This is a genomic window from Alterotamlana spongicola (genome assembly GCF_035818475.1).
Lineage (GTDB): Bacteria > Bacteroidota > Bacteroidia > Flavobacteriales > Flavobacteriaceae > Cognatitamlana.
On sequence record NZ_JAYMGV010000002.1, the window covers coordinates 360,870 to 380,309 of the forward strand.

A 19,440-nucleotide genomic window follows, 5' to 3' on the forward strand; every position below is an offset into this window, starting at 1 on the left:
ATACTAATAGAAGTTATTTTTTATGAATAACTTCTATTACATGTTTTTCAGCTCACTTACCAAGTCAGTTAAAGCTGCTTTAGCATCACCAAATAACATAGACGTTTTTGAATTATAAAATAGCTCGTTTTCAATACCGGCATACCCGGCATTCATACTTCGTTTATTAACAACAATATGCTTGGCGTTTTCTACATCAAGAATCGGCATTCCATAAATCGGACTGGCAGGATCATTATGCGCTGCCGGATTTACAACATCATTAGCTCCCACAACAAGTACCACATCGGCATTATTGAATTGCGGGTTAATATCATCCATTTCTACCAGTACACTGTAATCTACATTTGATTCAGCCAAAAGCACATTCATATGTCCGGGCATACGTCCGGCTACCGGGTGAATAGCATACTTTACAGATACGCCTTTACCGGCCAGTATTTCCTCCAATTCATGGATGACATGTTGCGCCTGAGCTACCGCTAAACCATATCCGGGAACAATAATTACATTAGACGCATAATTCATCATGATGGCAGCATCACTTGCTGTAGTGCTTTTAATAGTTCCTAATGTTTTATTACCACTTTCAACGGTACCAGTAGCCGTAAATGAACCAAAGATAACCGACCCAAGCGTTCTATTCATAGCTTTACACATGGCTACTGTTAATATAATCCCTGCCGAACCAACTAAAATACCGCCAACCAGCATAACCATATTATTGTATAAAACACCAGTAATGGCCGCTGCAATACCTGTTAAAGAGTTCAATAACGAAATGACTACGGGCATATCTGCACCTCCAATAGGCAACACAAATAGGATTCCATAAACCAATCCGCCAACCAAAAGGCCATAAAGTAATAATGGGCTGCTTGTTCCAATGGCAATCATATAAATAGCAAGGGCAATAACAGCAATAAAAAACGCATTATTTACAAGGTTATATTGTGGTATTTTAACAACACTTCTTAGTGACCCGTTTAATTTTCCCCATGCTACGATACTTCCTGAAAAGGTAACAGCTCCTATTATAATACCAGAAACAATAGTTGTAGCTTGTACACTACTGTCTACATTTTTACTAAACTCAACCAAACCTATAAGTGTGGCACTTGCACCTCCAAAACCATTAAATAATGACACCAATTCAGGCATTTTAGTCATTTCTACCTTTATAGCAATTAGCCATCCAATAATTGAACCAACAGCAATGGCAGATCCAATTAAAACATATATAATGACAGGGACTTCTATATCGTGAATAAATATAGTTCCAACAATAGCCAGTCCCATACCAAAAGCAGCAATTAAATTTCCTTTTTTAGCTGTTTCAGGATGCCCCAATTTATTTAAACCTATTACAAACGTTACAGTAGCAATAAGATAGATAACACTTAATAAAACACTCATTATTTTTTCTTTTTAAACATTTGTAACATTCTGTGAGTTACGGCAAAACCACCCACAACATTCAATATCCCCAAAACAACGGCTAGAAAACCTAAAGACAGAGCCAGATAATCATTAGGGTCAGAGTGTAACATCACCAAAATGGCTCCGACTATAACCACACCACTTAAGGCATTAGCTCCAGACATTAATGGCGTGTGCAATACAGCCGGAATACTTTTTATAACCTCTACTCCAACAAAAATGGAAAGAATAAGGATGTATATAATTTGAATATTATCTCTAATAAACTCTATTAATAGATTCATAATGGATTATTTATTGTTTTCTTATTTCACCATCTTTAACAATAAGGGTTTCGTCGGTAATTTCTTCTTCCAAATCCCATTTAAAGCTACTGTCTTCAGTAAGATGAATTATATAATTGTATATGTTTTTGGCAAATAGTTCACTGGCATTGGTAGAGACACTTTCAGGCGCTATAGTAGTTCCAATAACCTTCACGCCGTTTTTAACAACAGTTTTATTAAGTTTACTAATTTCACAATTTCCGCCTTGGGCTGCCGCCAAATCAATAATAACAGCTCCATTCTTCATTTTAGACACTTGTTCTTCTGTAATTAAAACCGGAGCTTTTCTACCCGGAATATTAGCTGTTGTAACTACAAGATCGGCTTGAAACAAAGATTTATTTACCGCCTCTTTTTGCTTACGGGCATAGTCTTCAGAAGCCTCTTTAGCATAACCACCTTCAGTCTCCTCCCCTTCATTATCTACAGCTATAAACTTAGCTCCTAATGATTCTGCCTGTTCTTTAGTTTCCGTTCTAATATCAGTAGCTTCAACAACTGCCCCTAAACGCTTTGCCGTTGCAATAGCTTGTAAACCGGCCACTCCAACACCATAGATAAGCACTTTTGAAGGTGTTATAGTGCCTGCTGCAGTCATCATTAAGGGGAAAATTTTAGTCATCTCATAGGCTCCTAAAATAACCGCTTTATACCCTGCCAGGTTATTTTGGGAACTTAATACATCCATATCCTGTGCTCTGGAAATTCTGGGCATCGCATCTAAAGAAAACGCAGTAGCTCCCCTTTCAGCAATAGCCTTAATAAGTTCCGGGTTTGACCTGTGATATAATTGACTAATTAAAACATGTCCTTTATCCACTAACTTTAAATCATCTTCGTCAAAAGGGTTAATTTTTAAAAGAATAGTTGACTCTTTAAATACAACGCCTCTTTTTTCAATAGTTACACCTATATCCTTATAATCTGAATTCTTATAAGATGAACTTGAGCCCGCATCTTCTTCCACTACAACATCAAACCCACTGGATATGAATTGTTTAGCAATGATTGGTGATAATGAAACGCGCTTTTCTCCTTTTTGAGTCTCCTTAAGAATCCCTATTTTCATGTTGGTTGGTATGATTTAAAGGAGGCAAATATATCTAAAAGCGTTTCTAATAAATAGAAAGAGGTTTCATTTTTGTGAATAGTGAAGCAATCCATGAGAATTGTTGAAAAGACAATAATTATTTTTTAATGATTGAAAAAATACTTCAATTGTCCTATACGGCTCATAGCATAAATTTTTAAATAATATCAACCATATATTACTATATTTTTACCATATGTTACTTTATTTTATTGAAAACGACTTGACAATCAATATCAATTAGTGTAATGGATAAAAATTAATAGGTTATAAAAATCATTATTAAATACTCTGAATATTTCAATAGTAGTTTTATTAAACAACACTATATTTTGTTTTTTTGCAATGGTAATGCAACCTTGCAATAATTTAATTGTCTATAATAGTAACTTAAAAAATAAAACTATTTTTAAAGCGCATTAAATTCGACCGAATCTAATTGGAAACCAACATTTTACACACTCACAAAGATCTTGTTGAGAAAAGCAAATTAGGGGACAGAAGTTCCCAATACAAGCTTTATGAGCTATATGTTGATGCTATGTTTAATGTTAGTATGCGTATGATGCGGGTTAAAGAAGATGCCGAAGATGTTCTACAGGATAGTTTTGTTGAAGCTTTTAATAATATGGCTTCGTTTAGGTATGAAAGTACATTTGGTTCGTGGTTAAAGCGTATAGTAATAAATAAATGTATCAATCATTTAAAGAAAAAAAAGGTAGCGGTAACACCCATTGAAAATGAAGTGTATCATATAAAATCTGATGTTGAAGATACAGAGGTGCCAAAAATGGATATAAAAAAGGTTATCAGTGGTATAAAGCTATTACCAGCCGGTTATCAACAAATTATTAATCTGTACTTGATTGAAGGGTACGACCATTTAGAGATTTCTGAAATATTAGGAATTACAACGTCCACTTCCAAATCTCAGTATCACAGAGCAAAGAAAAAACTGGTTGAAATTATAAACACATTATGATGGATGATTTTGAAAAACATATAAGAGAAAACAAATCCGCATTTGAGGAATATAAGGCCGACAAGAGTAAACTTTGGGCCAATATTGAGTCGAAATTAGAGAAACCGGAGCCTGAGATTAAAGTAATAAAGCTCTGGAACCGTAAAATGCTTAAAGTAGTAGCTGTGATTATAATAGCGCTCGGCCTGTTTTCGGTTATACAGTTTATGAATTTTGAAGAGACACATCAAAAAAACAGTATAGCTACTCAAGAGCTGAATGATATTGATGCACATTATAAAGGCCTGATTGCTTATCAGGTAAAGTTGGTTAATAAAAGTTCACAATTAACAGACAAACAAAAAAAAGAATTTCTCTCTTTTATAGATGACCTGGATATAGAATATAAATCGTTAAAACTTGAATTGAACAAAAACCTAAATAACGAACGTGTTTTGGAAGCCATTGTGGTTAATTACAAAAAAAGAATTGAATTAATAGAGAATTTATTAAGGCAAATTAATACTTCTAAAAAAACAGATGATAAGGATGTGTACATTTTATAAATATATAGTAATACTCTCCATAATTTTTAGTGGATTTGCTATACATGGTCAGGAAACCTTAACCAAGCAAATAGATAAGACTTTTGATATGACCAATACCGGAGAATTATTGTTGGATAATAAATATGGTGACGTATCATTTACCGGGTGGGATAAAAATAAAATTGTTATTACTGCTAACATAAAAGTAACGCATAAGAAAAGAGATCATGCTAAAACGCTTTTAAACCGTATAGAGGTTGAATCTAAAAGCGCAGGAGACTTTTTAAGCATAACCTCAATAATTTCAGAAAAGAACAGTAACTTTTTTTCCAGATATTTTAACAAGGTAAATCCTTTTGAGTTTGATAAGAGTAATGTGGACATAAACTACACTGTATATTTACCCATCAATGCTGAAATTGAAATCATAAATAAATTTGGTAATGTGGTTATAGACAATTGGACAGGTAAATTAAAAGCAAATATTGAGCATGGAGACCTATGGGTTAATGACACTATAAGCAATGCAAAAATCACCATGAAGTTTGGGAAGTTACGGGGGAAATCTATGACCTATAGCACTGTTAATTTAAAAAACGGAGGTATTAATATCAAACAATCTAAAGTCTTATTATTAAATACAAGTGGCGTTAGCATAGATTTGGGTAAGGTGACCGATTTAGAAATCATATCCAGTAAAGATAACATTACAATTCAGGAGGTCGGTCGTATCAAAGGGCAGCTTGAATACTCTAATGCTAAAATTGAAGCTCTTGAAGATACTATTAATCTTAGTATGAGTGTTGCAGAGCTTTGGGTTTCAAAAATTTTAAATACCAATCCTGAAGTTAATATTGATCAGGAGTCATCAGATATTCATATTGATATTTCTGACTTATCGTTTAAGTTTGAAGCTACTCTGGAGCAGGGACTGTTGAGGCTACCAAAAACAGTATCTAACCTTGAAAATATTGTCATTGATAAAGGCAAAAGAATTAGAAAAATAAAAGGATTATACGGAGCTTCAACTTCCGGGATTTTCAACTTTCAAGGCAGGAAGGGCATTATAGTTTTGGATGATTAAATGTACGTTATGGAAAATCTATTACAAAACCTCTGTTTTCCCTTCCCTATGAAAAACAACATAAAAAGTCAAATAAAAATATATGCAACCTATTTAAAGTCAGGTTGTCTATACCAATAACAATGGTCTATAAATATTTAAGATGAAACATTTTAATTACATTTTACTATTCGTGTGTATTAGTGTGGTACATAGCTTAAACGCTCAAGATTATATTGAATTTAACGATAGAAAAAACACTGTCCATGGCGTTTACATGGGGCTTGCTTTTCACTATGGAAAAATAAGTAAAAAAGAGACTTTTAGTTCTAGTTTTAAGATAGCCTATGTGGCAAATCAGCAATTTGAAGTTGGATTTGTTGGTGTCGGTTTTTATTCTGATTTAAATGATCAAGGCTTTGGGTTTAACGATAAAGACCTAGGTGGAGGTTATGGTGGGTTACATTTAGAACCTATCTTTTTTAGTAAATCAAAAATTAACCTATCTGTCCCGGTACTTATTGGAGGTGGAGCTGTTGGTTTGGTTAGAGGTGATATTGATTCGGGTGAATGGGAAGATGATGACTGGCAGCCTGTCTTTGTTTTTGAACCCGGCATTAATGCCTTGTATAACATTTCCAGGTACATTCAATTTGAGGCCGGTTTTAAATACAGGTTTTCCAGTAGAATTAATATACAACCAGATTATAATTTAACCAGAATAAATGGCTTTTCTATTGGCCTGGGAATTAAAGTTGGGGTGTTTAACATGGGGAGAAACCGATATAAAAAACATTTAAAAAATGAAGAATCAAAAGAATAGTAAGAAACTAAATGCCATACGGGTTGTTTCAAAAAACAACCAGGTGTTTGTAAAATCAAATACTGAGCTAAATGAGTGGTACCCTATAAACTTTCAATGGATTCCAGTTATACAGCTAAACAAAAGTTTGAACCCTTAAACCACAAATTAAAGCAAACACATTACATATATGCTAAATGACTTATTTAACGTCCTTGTGCTCTGGGTCTGAATTTTCGTTTTGAATTTATAAAATAAACACCAGTTAATAGTATAATTGCAGCAACTATAGATTGTAAAGAAATATACTCGTTTAATACCCACCATCCCAAAATTAAAGCAATTATAGGATTTACATAGGTTGAAGTAGCTACCTGTTCTGGAGAAACCGTTTTTAAAAGATAGTTAAATGCGGTAAAAGCAATAATACTTCCAAAGAGGATTAAGCCTAACATAGACCATTGCACCGGATCAGACCATTGAGAAGGTAGAGACCATGGTTCGTTCAGAACCAAACTTATTATTCCCAACATGATACTGCCGGTAAACATCTGATAGCCGGTATTAACAAAATGATTTGATGGTAAGTCTGCTTTCCCAACAAAAATACTGGCATAAGCCCAGCTGATCATACAAGCAAAAATAGTAACCATTCCAACTACCTGCCCTTCCTGACTAATAATTTCTTTTTGGCTTGTCAACAAAAAGATCCCTACAAACCCTAATACCACTCCTATATATGACATCAGAGATATCTTTTTCCCATGAAGTATTCGCATTAAAATTAGGACTACTAATGGTTGTGCTGAAATTTCTAATGCAGCAAAACCACTATCAACATACTTTAAGGCCCAAACAACTACACCATTGCCAAAGGTTAAAAATAAAAATCCGGCTATTACAGTATTTTTTAATTGCTTTGAGGTAATACTAAGGTCTATTTTTAAAATTTTAGCAATTATAAAGATTAATATACTAGCTATAAAAAATCTAATAGACGCCAGAAAGAACGGAGGTAATTCTGTAACAGCAACCTTGTTTAATAAATAAGTAGAGCCCCAAATAACATATATAGCGAAGAATGCTAAAATGATAAGAAGTGTTTTTTTAGAAATGCTCATATATAACTTGTAATAAATACCACACTTGGGTAGCTAAATTTATATTTTCCTTACACTTATAAGATTCATTCCTCTTTGACCAAGTTCCAAACTACTACTTATTCAAGAGTTAAAACAGCGCTTTAATCTTCTGGTGGATAACCATGTATTTGCTCAAATACTTCATCAAAATTTGAACGCAAGTAAGAATTTAATTTTTTTCTGTAATCCCCTTTTAGCCATTCTACAAAATTGAAAGTACTTTTACTGATACATTTGGTGTAGCGCTGAATTCTAAAATCTATATCGTCACCAAGTTTTTTAGCCAAGCCCAGTGCGTCATAAACATCCTCACTATTTTCAATGCATATTTTACCATGATGTTCAATGGAACGTTCTAAAACTACTTTTGAAGATTCGCCATTTCTAATAGAATCGACATAAGTTTTCTGAACATCAAAATAAACATTATCAGATTTTCCAAATTCGGCACGTAATTCATCCGGCATTTCATACCTGAAGTTACTCTCTAAATCCTCATCACTTAAAATAGAATCTAAATAATAAGTAGGTGATTTAAATATACGTTGCCAATCTAAATCATCTCCCCACGGACCAAAACGATGAAAATTATTTCCCAGATCAATAACAGAAAATGTTTTTTTGTTTTTTAAAATACGCGAACCACGGCCAATCATCTGATAATACAGGGTTAACGATTTGGTTGCCCTATTTAAAATAATACTTTCTACTGTAGGCTCATCAAAACCTGTTGTTAAAATACTTACAGAGGTTAAAATGGCATCTGGTGTATTTTTAAACCATTTAAGAATTAAAGCTCTTTCTTTTTTTGTATTGGTGTTATCTAAATGTGCAATTTTATAACCGGCTCTTCTAAAGGTATCATATACATGCAACGAAGTATTAATACCATTATTAAAAATTAAGGTTTTCTTACCTTTAGAGCGTTCTTCATAAGCTTGTAAAAGCTTAGTTAACATGTCATTATCTGTATATAGGTCTTCAGATGATTTAACAGTATAATCACCATTAGCACCAACAACCAATGATGTTAAGCCTACATTGTAGGTAAACATTTCTGCACGTGCTAAAAAGCCGTTTTCAATTAATGATTCTATACTTTCGCCAACAATCAACTCATCATAATTGTCTGTCATTGGCAGCTCAATACTAGAACTTAATGGTGTTGCAGTAACCCCCAGAATAAACGACTGGCTAAAGAACTTAAACAGTTTTGTAAAAGAATTATAATGCGCCTCATCAATAATTACCAGGCCTATATCTGAAATATCAAGTTTGTCATCATTTAACCTATTGTTTAAGGTTTCAACCATAGCGACAAAACAACTGTATTCTGCCTGGTCACTTAAATCTGCTTTGCTATCAACAACCTTGTTGTGTACACCAAATTCTGTAAGCATATTTGATGTTTGCCTACATAGCTCAATTCGATGTGTCATCACTAATACCTTTTTTTTGTGATGTTTAAGGTATTGTCTCACTATTTCAGAAAAAATAACTGTTTTACCCCCTCCTGTAGGAAGTTGATATAAAAGGTGATAATCTGAAGGTGACTCTTCAAAAGCCTTAAATATTTTATTTATAGCACCTTTTTGATAACTGTATAAATCTTTACCTTCTTTTCTTTCCTCTAATTCTAACTCTGCTTTTGTTATAGACATACCTGTAAATTTGCAACGTGCAAAAATAACATCTTTAAAGGGTTTATCACGTATGATTTTGAAGAAAATTATGAAAGTAATATTAACAATTTTTATATTTAATATAAGGAGTTGCGCAAGTTATTTTTATATTCAGCATCTAAATGGTTACAGACAAATACTTAAATATATGAAACTTAGCTCCCTACTTATTTTCACGTTACTTTTTATAACGGCCTGTAGTAATGAATCTGAACCCATTTCTGATCCGGTTGATGATAATGAAGTTGTAGATGATACTCCCCAACAACCAAATATATTACTAATTATTGCAGACGACATGGGGCTAGATGCATGCCCCGGTTATCCTATTGGTTCAATTAAACCCAATATGCCTAACCTTAAGAAATTAATGGATACCGGTGTAAAGTTTACAAATGTATGGTCTAATCCAACCTGTTCACCTACAAGAGCCGGAATTTTAACCGGAAAGTACGGATTAAGAACAGGTGTTTTACAAGCTGGTAATAATTTATCAACTTCTGAAACCTCATTACAAAGTTATATTAACACAAAAACAAATAGCACGTATAGTCAGGCAATTATAGGTAAATGGCATTTGTCAAATAATGCCAGTCATCCCAATAATATGGGAATACCCCATTATGTCGGATTATTAGGTGGGTCTGTACAATCCTATTATAACTGGACCTTAACTGAAAACGGACAACAATCAAATTCAACAGCATACACAACTACCAAATTCACCGATTTGGCTATAGATTGGATAGGGCAACAGTCAAAACCCTGGTTTTTATGGTTAGCATATAACGCACCACATACTCCGTTTCATTTACCTCCGGCCAATTTACACTTTCAGGGTGCTTTGGCCTCAGACCAAGCTAGTATAGATGCTAACCCACTTCCCTATTATATGGCTGCACTTGAAGCTTTGGATACAGAAATGGGAAGATTAATAAATTCTATGACTGATGAAGAAAAGGAAAATACAATAGTCATTTTTATTGGTGATAACGGGACACCTAATCAAGTAGCACAGGAATACAACTCCAGACGTGTAAAAGGCACGGTTTATCAAGGTGGTGTTAATGTTCCTATGATAGTTTCCGGTAAGGATGTTATACGAATAAACGATACTGAAAATGCCTTGATTAATTCTACTGATTTATTTGCAACTATTGCAAATTTGGCAGGAGTTAATACTTTAGAGATTAATGATAGTCAAAGTTTTAAAGCCTTATTGAAAGATACAGATACTTCAAAGCGCAATTATATATATACTGAAAATAGTGATTATACCATCCGAAATGCTACACACAAATATATATTGTTTGATGACGGCACCGAGGCTCTGTTCAATCTAAGCAGTAACCCTTTTGAAAACCCTAACTTACTCAATGCTACGCAGCTCCCATTAAGCAGTGCAAATGCCTTAATAAAATCAGAACTAACAGCTAAGGCTTTAGAAATTAGAAATTGATATATTTCACAAAACACCCTTTAAATAATAAAGTAATTTCTATTTTTACTTCATAAAAATTCAATATTGGGTAATATGCAGATTAATGATAAATCCGAAGTACAAAGTTATTTAGCTGATTCTCAAAGATACGATTCCATGACCTATAACAGAACCGGTAAAAGTGGTGTGCTATTACCCGCAATGTCTATTGGATTATGGCATAATTTTGGTTTTGTTGATCCCATTCAAAATGGACGGGAGATTTTAAGAACAGCATTTGATTTAGGAATTACACATTTTGACCTTGCAAATAATTATGGGCCTCCATACGGTTCTGCTGAAGAAAATTTTGGGACTCTGTTAAAAAGAGACTTTAAGCCTTATAGAGATGAATTATTTATTGCCACAAAGGCTGGTTATGATATGTGGCCGGGGCCATATGGGAATTTAGGGTCCAGAAAATATTTAATTTCAAGTTTAGATCAAAGCTTGAAGCGTATGGGCTTAGATTATGTAGATATATTTTATCATCACAGGCCAGATCCGGATACGCCTCTAGAAGAGACCATGGGGGCATTGGCAGACATCGTTCGTCAAGGCAAAGCATTATATGTAGGTATTTCTAATTATGAACCAAAAGAAACACAAAAAGCCGCAGAGATCCTTAAAGAATTAAACGTTCCCTTTATTCTACACCAAGCCAGATATTCTATGCTAGACCGTTGGGTTGAAGATGCGCTTTTAGATACACTTGAGCAAAATGGTGTGGGGTGTATTGCTTTTTCGCCATTGGCACAGGGCATGCTAACCGATAAATATATAAACGGTATTCCTGAAAACTCAAGAGCAGCTAAAGATTTAACCTATTTAAATTCAGAAACCGTATCCAGTAATTTAGAAAAAATTCAAGCGCTGAATAAAATAGCTCAAGAACGCGGGCAAAAATTATCTCAAATGGCTATAGCCTGGATATTAAGACAACCACAAGTAGCATCTGTTTTAGTTGGAGCAAGTTCTTCCAATCAATTAAAAGAAAATGTAAAAGCTCTTGATAATTTAAATTTTACAGAGGACGAATTGAATATAATAGAAAAAATTATTTCTTAACCCGGAATTACTCTTTAACAACAATAACAGTAGCTTTTACCCCTGTAGAAAGATTCCATCTATTATGGGTAACAATAAGCCCGGCATCATCAACAACTTTAAACTCTGCGGTGTTAGGTCCGGATTCTCCCTGATTCAATGCCACAAAATCTATCTTGTTAAATCCGGGTTTTAAATCCAGTTTAAACCCTTTAAAACCACCTGATAAAAAAACTCTGGCATGTATTATGTCATCATTTACCCGTACTTGAATAATATCACCATCAACATAACCATGATCTCTGTAGACCACATTTACATATTCTGAATTACTTTTAAAATCACCAAAATATTGATCAGTTAAACTGCCATTTCTCATTTCAATTTCTTTCTTGCTTAGCTTGATATCCTCGAGCTCATCATTTAATTCTTTTTCATAAAGCTCTCCGGGGTTACCAAAACGTTCTTTAGGAAACATTGAAAATTCCTTTTTAGGAAATTCTAATGTTTCTAGAGTTTTAGGCATATTTAATCCTATATTATTATCTGAACGATTTATTGGTAATTTAGGCTTTGCTTCAGGGTCTTCTTTTGTAGTTACCGCAGGAATACTGATAGATTTATTTTTACTATCAACCTGTGAGAAAGCAGATAGCGAAAACAACGCTAAAAAACTATATAAAATAAAAGGTCTCATTAATCTTCTATTATTTATAACTAAGTTTTGAGGCATAATTAGTCACAAAGATATTTTTTTCTTTGGAAAACCACCCTTTAACTTTAAGGTTTTAATACCTGTTTAACAATAATCATTCCTAAATAGAGTATATCATCGGTTTTTTTGATAATACAGCTTCTCTCCTATTCTAAAAGTGTTAAAGTTTGTTAATTTACTACTATGTGATGCATAGTACTGTAACAAAATTCATTTACTGTCGTCTATCCAGTATAATCAATCAAAAACAACAGTTATAATTTAATCAATTAAAAAATAGAATTATGAGAACTTTAGACAACAATCAATTATCAGGAACTTTAAACAGAACTAAAAGTCATCAGTGGAACACTAAAAGGCGCTATAGATAAATAGTGTAAGTATAACAGAAATTAACCTTTCATCAATCAAAATCAAAATCAAAATCAAAAATTATGAGAACTTTAAACAACAATCAATTATCAGGAACTTTAAACGGAACTAAAAGTTACCAATGGAACACTAAAAGACGCTATAGATAAGTAGTGTAAGTATAACAGGAATTAACCTTTCATCAATCAAAATCAAAATCAAAAATTATGAGAACTTTAAACAGCAATCAATTATCAGGGACTTTAAACGGAACTAAAAGTTACCAATGGAACACTAAAAGACGTTACAGATAGTAGCGTCTTTTAAATCAATTATCTTTCATCAATCAATAGCTTTTAAAATGCAAACTATAGTAAAAATATCCAGGCATCTAAACCAGATTACTCAAGAAAACTTAACTGTTACTGGACGTGTCATAAATTTCCGAAGATCAAATAACGGTCTTTGGAAGGGCACAAAGCGTTATGCTCACTAACCTTATAGGCAACAGGTTATGGTATTGTTTTTGTGATTAATATTTCATTAACATCAAAAACTATAATCATGAGACACTCAAAATTAGTACCACAGGTCAATGTGGGCTCTATGGCCGACATTGCATTTTTATTACTCATTTTCTTTTTAGTTACTGCTACTATTTCTTCAGAGGAAGGGATCAACAGATTACTTCCAAAAGAATGTCCTCCTGGGATTAACTGCACAGACCCTATCAATGAACGTAATGTTTTAAGGATCCAAATTAATAATGATGATGAGATCATGTTAGGTAAGGACATCATCCTCATAGAAGATCTAAAAGATTTAACAATAGCGTTTTTAGATAATAATGGAGACAAATCCTGTACATACTGCAATGGAGAAAAAAGCCAAACCTCTTCTGATAACCCAAAAGAAGCAGTTGTTTCGTTACAAACCGGAAAGCAAACGACGTATAAAACGTTTATTGCTGTTCAAAATGAGTTAACCAAGGCTTATTATGAGTTAAGGCATATCTATAGTATGAACATACTTAATAAGCCTGTTGATAAGCTATCAAAATCGGATTTGAAGAAAGTGAAAGCCGCTTACCCTTTTATACTTTCGGAAGCTGTAACTAAATAAGTTATTCTTCTACAGGAAGGCCATAATCAATGCAAACCATTTTCTTGCCCCATTGTTTTGCAGCTTTGACATCAATCCCCATATAAATATCTATTCGGTTTTTCCAACGGGAATGCATTTTATCCTTAACCAAATATATCCCATCAAGACCTTCAATCTTGACTGGGATATTGTGCTTTAATCCCATTTTTAATAAATCCCTGGAAACCGCAATATATTTCAATCCAGGTTTTAAACTATCTCCAAAAGCAGTAATATGTGGATTTGAACTTGTTTGATATGCCAATGAATTATACGCCGTAGCTACGACTATTCTAGAATTCCAGCTATAAGGATCCTCTTTTTTATTAACTCCTTTTTTGCAACTGCAAAACAAAATTAGAACTATTATTAAATAAGACTTCATGAGTATGGTATTTATCGCATTAAAGGTATACTTAGTAATCTATAATTTCCTTTATGACTTTAACAAATCGTTCTTTGGGAAGGTATTGTTGTTCCAGCTGACCAGCAAATGGAATGGGGGTTTCTAAACTTCCCACTCTTTTCACCGGAGCATCTAAATACTCGAAACAATGTTCCATAATGAGTGCAGATATATCACTACCTATCCCTCCAAAAAGCGAGTCCTCCTGTAATATAATGGCTTTTCCGGTTTTTTTAACCGAACTATAAATGGTTTCGGTATCTAAAGGCTGTAGTGTTCGTAAATCTATCAAATCTGCGGAAATATCAGAGTTTTGATCTAAAACCTCCATAGCCCAATGTACAGCAGCACCATAGGTTATAACAGAAACACTTTCTCCTGTTTTTATGAGGTTTGCTTTTCCAAAAGGCAACGTAAAATAGTCTGTTGGAACATCTTGACGGATACTCCTATATAATCCCTTGTGTTCAAAAAACAAAACCGGATTAGGGTCATTAATTGCTGTAGCTAAAAGTCCTTTTGCATCATATGGAAATGCCGGATACACCACTTTCAATCCGGGAGTTTTAGTAAACCATGCTTCGTTAGTTTGCGAATGAAACGGGCCTGCTGCTACCCCACCACCACAAGGCATTCTTATAACTACATCGGCATTTTGCCCCCATCTGTAATGAGACTTGGCCAAGTAATTTACCACAGGATTGAACCCTGAACTCACAAAATCGGCAAACTGCATTTCTACAACGCTTTTCATTCCAGCAATAGCTAAGCCCATAGCAGATTCTATTATAGCCGATTCGCATATGGGCGTATTACGCACTCTATCTTTCCCAAACTTACTGATAAAGCCTTCTGTTATTTTAAAGGCGCCTCCATATTCTGCTATATCCTGCCCCATTAAAATAAGATCATCGTGCTTTTCCATACTTTGCATCAGGGACTCAGAAACAGCATCAATATATCGTATTTGTTTTTTGTTTGAATTTTCATTAAACAACTTATAATCAAACTCTTGAAACACATCATTTAATTCTATACTTAAATCTGGTGTAATATCTTTTTCAGAAAATGAAACTTCCAAATGCTCATTAATCTCATTGGTAAATTCAGCTTTTAATTGTTCTATTTTAGCATTGGTCAAAAAACCATGCTCTTTTAAAAATGATTCGTAATTGTCAACCGGATCTTTTTTACTCCAGGATTCAAGTAGCTCTCGCGGAACGTATTTAGTTCCGCTGGCTTCTTCATGACCACGTATTCTAAACGTTTTAAATTCTACTAAAACAGGCCTTGGATTTGCTCTTATACTTTTAGTTATTTCTGTCATTTTTGTATACACCTCTATAATATTGTTGCCGTCAATAATATGAGATTCCATTCCATATCCCGCTCCTCTATCAGCTATATGTTCGCAATTGTATTGTTCGCTGGTTGGTGTTGATAGGCCGTAACCGTTATTCTCAATACAGAATACCACGGGTAATTGCCAAACTGAAGCCACATTTAAAGCTTCGTGAAAATCACCTTCACTGGTACCACCTTCACCAGTAAAAACACAGGTAACCTCTTTTTTTTCTTTTAATTTTGATGCTAAAGCTATTCCATCAGCAACTCCCAATTGCGGCCCCAAATGAGAGATCATACCTATAATTTTATATTGTTGGGTTCCAAAATGAAAAGACCTGTCTCTACCCTTAGTAAACCCGGAAGCTTTTCCTTGCCATTGTGCAAACAAACGGTATAATGGAATTTTACGGGTTGTAAAGACCCCTAAATTGCGGTGCATAGGCAAAATATACTCCTCTTTTTGCATGGCCATAGTAACACCAACAGCAATAGCCTCCTGCCCAATGCCGGAAAACCATTTACTAATTTTCCCCTGCCTTAATAATACTAACATCTTCTCCTCTATCATTCTAGGCTTTAAAAGGTTTTTATAAAGATCAATTAAGATAATCTCATCTAGATTATTAGCATTGTATTTCATAATAATTCAATCTAAGTTTGCCTGTGCAATTAAAGATATTTGTTGTATCAAATATACCATAAAAAGTAGACTGGCAGGTAAAAGTTATAGTATACATCGTGCTTAAATCTTTATAATGTTTTTGTACATTTGTGTTACTCACATGTAAAAATATTTCCAAATGAACAGCATACCAAGTGTCAATTTAAAAGACTTCATTTCAAATGACCCAAATAAAAAACAAGATTTTGTAAAAGCTATTGGAAAAGCTTATGAAGACATTGGCTTTGTGGCCTTAAAAGGGCATTTTTTAGATGACCAATTAGTTGAAAATTTATATGAAGAAATCAAAAACTTTTTTGATTTACCTCTTGATGTGAAACAAAAATATGAAATCCCCGGAATTGGTGGTCAACGCGGTTATGTATCTTTTGGAAAAGAAAGCGCAAAAGGTAAAAAAGAAGGCGATTTAAAGGAGTTTTGGCATTTTGGCCAGTATGTTGAAAACAATGCGGTTTTAAAAGCAGAATATCCCGAAAATGTGAATGTTAAGGAATTACCTGAATTCAATGAAGTTGGAAAAGAAGCTTATAAAATGCTTGAAAAAACAGCAAAGTACGTATTGAGAGCTTTAGCATTGCACTTAAATCTGGAGGAGACCTATTTTGATGCTTATATTTATAACGGAAATTCTATTTTAAGGCCAATACATTACCCGCCAATTACCGAAGAACCAAAAGAAGCGGTTAGAGCTGCTGCACACGGAGATATAAACTTAATTACTTTATTAATGGGAGCCCAGGGAAAGGGTTTACAGGTTCAAAATCACAAGGGAGAATGGATTGACGCTATTGCCCAACCAGATGAACTTATGATTAATGTAGGCGATATGCTTTCAAGGCACACTAATAACAAATTAAAATCTACGATACATAGAGTTGTAAACCCTCCAAAGGAATTTTGGGGCACTTCACGTTATTCAATACCTTTTTTCATGCATCCGGTAAGTGATATGAAGCTCAATGTTTTGGAAGGATGTGTTGATGATCAAAACCCAAAACAGTTTGATGATATAACTGCCGGCCAGTTTTTAAAAGAACGTTTAATAGAGTTAGGTCTTATTAAAAAATAAACGAAATATGGATTTACAAGACCAATTGAAAAACTTGTTCCCGGATCATGCTCATAAAGAAGATACAAATGCTGAGCAATCTGATGATATTTGGATGCAAGACGACCCCATTATCTGTAAATATGAAAAACGTAAAGGTAAACCCATAACTATTCTTGAAGGTTACACTGGTGCTACCAGTGACTTTAAAGCCCTTTCAAAAGAGATTAAAACAAGCCTGAGTGTGGGCGGGAGTTTCAAGGATGATAAAATTATCATTCAGGGCGATTATCGAGATAAGATTATGCAAATATTAAAGCGTAAAGGTTTTAAAGTAAAACGAGTGGGTGGATAAATCATGATAAAACAACCGCTTCATATCACCAATGGTGGTCACTTAACAGCTTATTTGACCGAGTTAAAAGTGGCAGGAGAAAAATTAACTTGGCAAGAAATATTGTGCGAGGGCCCCACTCAGGACATTATTCATACCGATCAATTTATTAAACAAAGAAGTCATTTTCTAAATGATTTTTATGATGTTGAGCTGGATTTAGAAAAAGTTGAGTTTGCCTTAGAACAATTGAGCAACCCAACAGAACGCTATTCTGAAATTATTTTATGGTTTGAGTATGATTTGTTTTGCCACATTAATTTAATTGCGGTTATAAATTTACTCCAGCAGAAAAAAATAAACCTTCCCCTGTATTTGGTTTGCAGTGGCAGAGTGCCCGGAAGTAAAACATTAAAGGGGTTATCAGAGCTAACACCAGATCAATTATTAAATCATTATAACAATAAGATTAAGTTAAATCAGGATGATATTGATTTGGCTATTACAATTTGGGGGATTTACTGTGGTAAAGATCATAATCTGTTAAAACCCTTTATTGTAAAAAGCTCTTCTTTTAAATACTTAAACAGCTGCTTAAAAGCCCATTTAGAACGGTTTCCCGATTCTAAAAGTGGCTTAAATGTTTTAGAAACAAATATTCTTTCCATTATTAAAGATAACCAAATTAAATCCAGACATCATTTACTGGGGTATGCTTTAAACTATCAAGGATATTATGGGTTTGGAGATATGCAAATGGATAGGATTATAGATAAGCTCAGTTGTTTTTTTATTGAAGAAAAAAATAGCTTAACCCTTAACAGAAAAGGATTTGAGGCCATATTAAAACAACGCAATTTTTTTAATGAAATTAATGATTGTATGGATTATGGTGGGGTAAATACTCAAGATTTTTGTTTTAATAAAGATCTTAATAAACTTGTCAAAATTGTAGCCAATGTCTATTAAAGAATCTGAACTCATACTAAATCCAAACGGTAGTATTTACCATTTGAATTTAAGACCGGAAAACATTTCTAATAGTATTATATTGGTTGGAGATCAGGATCGTGTTGAAAAAGTATCCAGATATTTTGATTCCATTGAATTTAAAACCCAGAAACGAGAGTTTAAAACGCATACGGGGTATTATAAAGACAAACGTATTTCGGTAGTTTCCACGGGTATAGGGCCTGATAATATTGATATTGTACTTAATGAATTAGATGCTTTAGTTAACATTGACTTTAAAACCCGACACATTAAGGACAAATTAACAAGTCTTAATATTATTAGAATAGGCACTTCCGGGTCTTTACAAAAAGATATCCCGGTAGATGCTTTTGTTATAAGTACACATGGATTAGATCTTAATGGGATGCTTCATGCGTATAACACTAATGGTATAGGAAATGCAGAGATTGAAAATGCTTTTATTGAACAAACAAATTGGTGTGAAGACAAAGCCAAACCACTAATTATTAAAGGGAGTTCTCTTTTGGAAAAAAAATTAGAAAGTGATAAAACCCACAAAGGGTTAACAGCAACTGCAGGAGGGTTTTATGGTCCTCAGGGGCGTGTTTTAAGATTAGGGCTTCAGGATTCAGACCTTAACGCTAAAATAGATGCCTTCAATTTCAATGGAACAAGAATTACAAACTTTGAAATGGAAACTTCTGCAATATTCGGGCTTTCAAAATTAATGGGACACGAAGCACTGTCCTTAAACGCTATAATTGCTAATAGAGCCTCGGGGACATTTAGTAAAAACCCTGCAAAAACTATAGATGAGTTAATCAAATATACACTTGATAAAATAGTAGAGTAACATTT

Annotated in this window: 20 protein-coding genes; 12 read left to right on the top strand and 8 right to left on the bottom strand. The window is 33.8% G+C overall.

Features of this window, described 5'->3' with window-relative positions:
- Nucleotides 1-36: 36 nt before the first annotated feature.
- The 3 genes from VOI54_RS13995 to VOI54_RS14005 are packed head-to-tail and all read right to left on the bottom strand — an operon-like array spanning nt 37 to nt 2,835.
- Nucleotides 37-1,416 (bottom strand): NAD(P)(+) transhydrogenase (Re/Si-specific) subunit beta, encoded by a 1,380-nt coding sequence (locus VOI54_RS13995; protein WP_326283475.1) that lies wholly within the window; start codon nt 1,414-1,416, stop codon nt 37-39.
- On the bottom strand, nt 1,416-1,724 hold the full coding sequence (locus VOI54_RS14000) for an NAD(P) transhydrogenase subunit alpha part 2 (protein ID WP_326283477.1): 309 nt from the start codon (nt 1,722-1,724) through the stop codon (nt 1,416-1,418). The genes VOI54_RS13995 and VOI54_RS14000 overlap by 1 nt, the downstream gene beginning before the upstream one ends.
- Before the next feature lie 10 nt (nt 1,725-1,734).
- On the bottom strand, nt 1,735-2,835 hold the full coding sequence (locus VOI54_RS14005; RefSeq protein ID WP_326283479.1) for a Re/Si-specific NAD(P)(+) transhydrogenase subunit alpha: 1,101 nt from the start codon (nt 2,833-2,835) through the stop codon (nt 1,735-1,737).
- Nucleotides 2,836-3,295: 460 nt separating this feature from the next.
- Here VOI54_RS14005 and VOI54_RS14010 point away from each other — a divergent pair, with 460 nt between their 5' ends.
- The 5 genes from VOI54_RS14010 (at nt 3,296) to VOI54_RS14030 (ending at nt 6,390) form a co-directional block, all read left to right on the top strand.
- On the top strand, nt 3,296-3,838 hold the full coding sequence (locus VOI54_RS14010; protein ID WP_326283480.1) for an RNA polymerase sigma factor: 543 nt from the start codon (nt 3,296-3,298) through the stop codon (nt 3,836-3,838).
- On the top strand, nt 3,835-4,383 hold the full coding sequence (locus VOI54_RS14015) for a hypothetical protein (protein WP_326283481.1): 549 nt from the start codon (nt 3,835-3,837) through the stop codon (nt 4,381-4,383). The genes VOI54_RS14010 and VOI54_RS14015 overlap by 4 nt, the downstream gene beginning before the upstream one ends.
- A complete protein-coding gene (locus tag VOI54_RS14020) occupies nt 4,367-5,449 on the top strand; it encodes a hypothetical protein (protein WP_326283482.1) in 1,083 nt (360 codons plus the stop codon). Before VOI54_RS14015 ends, VOI54_RS14020 begins: the two co-directional genes overlap by 17 nt.
- A 142-nt stretch (nt 5,450-5,591) precedes the next feature.
- On the top strand, nt 5,592-6,251 hold the full coding sequence (locus tag VOI54_RS14025; protein ID WP_326283483.1) for a hypothetical protein: 660 nt from the start codon (nt 5,592-5,594) through the stop codon (nt 6,249-6,251).
- Nucleotides 6,232-6,390, top strand: a complete 159-nt coding sequence (locus VOI54_RS14030; protein ID WP_326283485.1) for a hypothetical protein — start codon at nt 6,232-6,234, stop codon at nt 6,388-6,390. The genes VOI54_RS14025 and VOI54_RS14030 overlap by 20 nt, the downstream gene beginning before the upstream one ends.
- Before the next feature lie 46 nt (nt 6,391-6,436).
- Here VOI54_RS14030 and VOI54_RS14035 read toward each other — a convergent pair whose 3' ends face one another.
- Nucleotides 6,437-7,351 carry an EamA family transporter gene (locus VOI54_RS14035; protein ID WP_326283486.1) on the bottom strand — a complete coding sequence of 305 codons (915 nt, stop codon included), beginning with the start codon at nt 7,349-7,351 and terminating at the stop codon, nt 6,437-6,439.
- A gap of 122 nt (nt 7,352-7,473) precedes the next feature.
- Nucleotides 7,474-9,033 carry a DEAD/DEAH box helicase gene (locus VOI54_RS14040; RefSeq protein ID WP_326283488.1) on the bottom strand — a complete coding sequence of 520 codons (1,560 nt, stop codon included), beginning with the start codon at nt 9,031-9,033 and terminating at the stop codon, nt 7,474-7,476.
- A 169-nt stretch (nt 9,034-9,202) separates the two neighbouring features.
- On the opposite strand from VOI54_RS14040, the gene VOI54_RS14045 reads away from it, so the two are divergent.
- Together VOI54_RS14045 and mgrA are read left to right on the top strand one after the other, a co-directional pair.
- Nucleotides 9,203-10,513, top strand: coding sequence for a sulfatase-like hydrolase/transferase (locus VOI54_RS14045; protein ID WP_326283490.1), 1,311 nt, complete (start codon nt 9,203-9,205; stop codon nt 10,511-10,513).
- A gap of 75 nt (nt 10,514-10,588) precedes the next feature.
- On the top strand, nt 10,589-11,602 hold the full coding sequence (mgrA, locus tag VOI54_RS14050; RefSeq protein WP_326283491.1) for an L-glyceraldehyde 3-phosphate reductase: 1,014 nt from the start codon (nt 10,589-10,591) through the stop codon (nt 11,600-11,602).
- 7 nt (nt 11,603-11,609) lie between these two features.
- Here the strand turns inward: mgrA and VOI54_RS14055 are convergent, their stop codons facing one another.
- Nucleotides 11,610-12,278: a hypothetical protein gene (locus VOI54_RS14055; protein WP_326283492.1), complete on the bottom strand. Its 669-nt coding sequence runs from the start codon at nt 12,276-12,278 to the stop codon at nt 11,610-11,612.
- Nucleotides 12,279-13,211: 933 nt separating this feature from the next.
- Here VOI54_RS14055 and VOI54_RS14060 point away from each other — a divergent pair.
- Nucleotides 13,212-13,769, top strand: a complete 558-nt coding sequence (locus VOI54_RS14060) for an ExbD/TolR family protein (protein ID WP_326283493.1) — start codon at nt 13,212-13,214, stop codon at nt 13,767-13,769.
- A gap of 1 nt (nt 13,770) precedes the next feature.
- On the opposite strand, the gene VOI54_RS14065 is transcribed toward VOI54_RS14060, so the two are convergent.
- The gene (locus tag VOI54_RS14065) at nt 13,771-14,175 is read right to left on the bottom strand and encodes a 3D domain-containing protein (RefSeq protein WP_326283494.1); all 405 of its coding nucleotides are present in this window, start codon (nt 14,173-14,175) and stop codon (nt 13,771-13,773) included.
- Nucleotides 14,176-14,206: 31 nt separating this feature from the next.
- Complete coding sequence (locus tag VOI54_RS14070; RefSeq protein ID WP_326283496.1) at nt 14,207-16,183, bottom strand: alpha-ketoacid dehydrogenase subunit alpha/beta; 1,977 nt, start codon at nt 16,181-16,183, stop codon at nt 14,207-14,209.
- 160 nt (nt 16,184-16,343) lie between these two features.
- Between VOI54_RS14070 and VOI54_RS14075 the strand changes: the two genes are divergently transcribed.
- Genes VOI54_RS14075 through VOI54_RS14090 form a run of 4 tightly spaced genes read left to right on the top strand, consistent with a single transcriptional unit; the run spans nt 16,344 to nt 19,435 of the window.
- Nucleotides 16,344-17,294: an isopenicillin N synthase family dioxygenase gene (locus VOI54_RS14075; protein WP_326283498.1), complete on the top strand. Its 951-nt coding sequence runs from the start codon at nt 16,344-16,346 to the stop codon at nt 17,292-17,294.
- Between the two features lie 7 nt (nt 17,295-17,301).
- A complete protein-coding gene (locus VOI54_RS14080) occupies nt 17,302-17,628 on the top strand; it encodes a translation initiation factor (RefSeq protein ID WP_326283499.1) in 327 nt (108 codons plus the stop codon).
- Nucleotides 17,629-17,631: 3 nt separating this feature from the next.
- Nucleotides 17,632-18,576, top strand: a complete 945-nt coding sequence (locus tag VOI54_RS14085; protein ID WP_326283500.1) for a DUF1835 domain-containing protein — start codon at nt 17,632-17,634, stop codon at nt 18,574-18,576.
- Entirely contained in the window at nt 18,566-19,435 is an 870-nt protein-coding gene (locus VOI54_RS14090; protein WP_326283502.1) for a nucleoside phosphorylase, read from the top strand. The genes VOI54_RS14085 and VOI54_RS14090 overlap by 11 nt, the downstream gene beginning before the upstream one ends.
- Nucleotides 19,436-19,440: the final 5 nt, after the last annotated feature.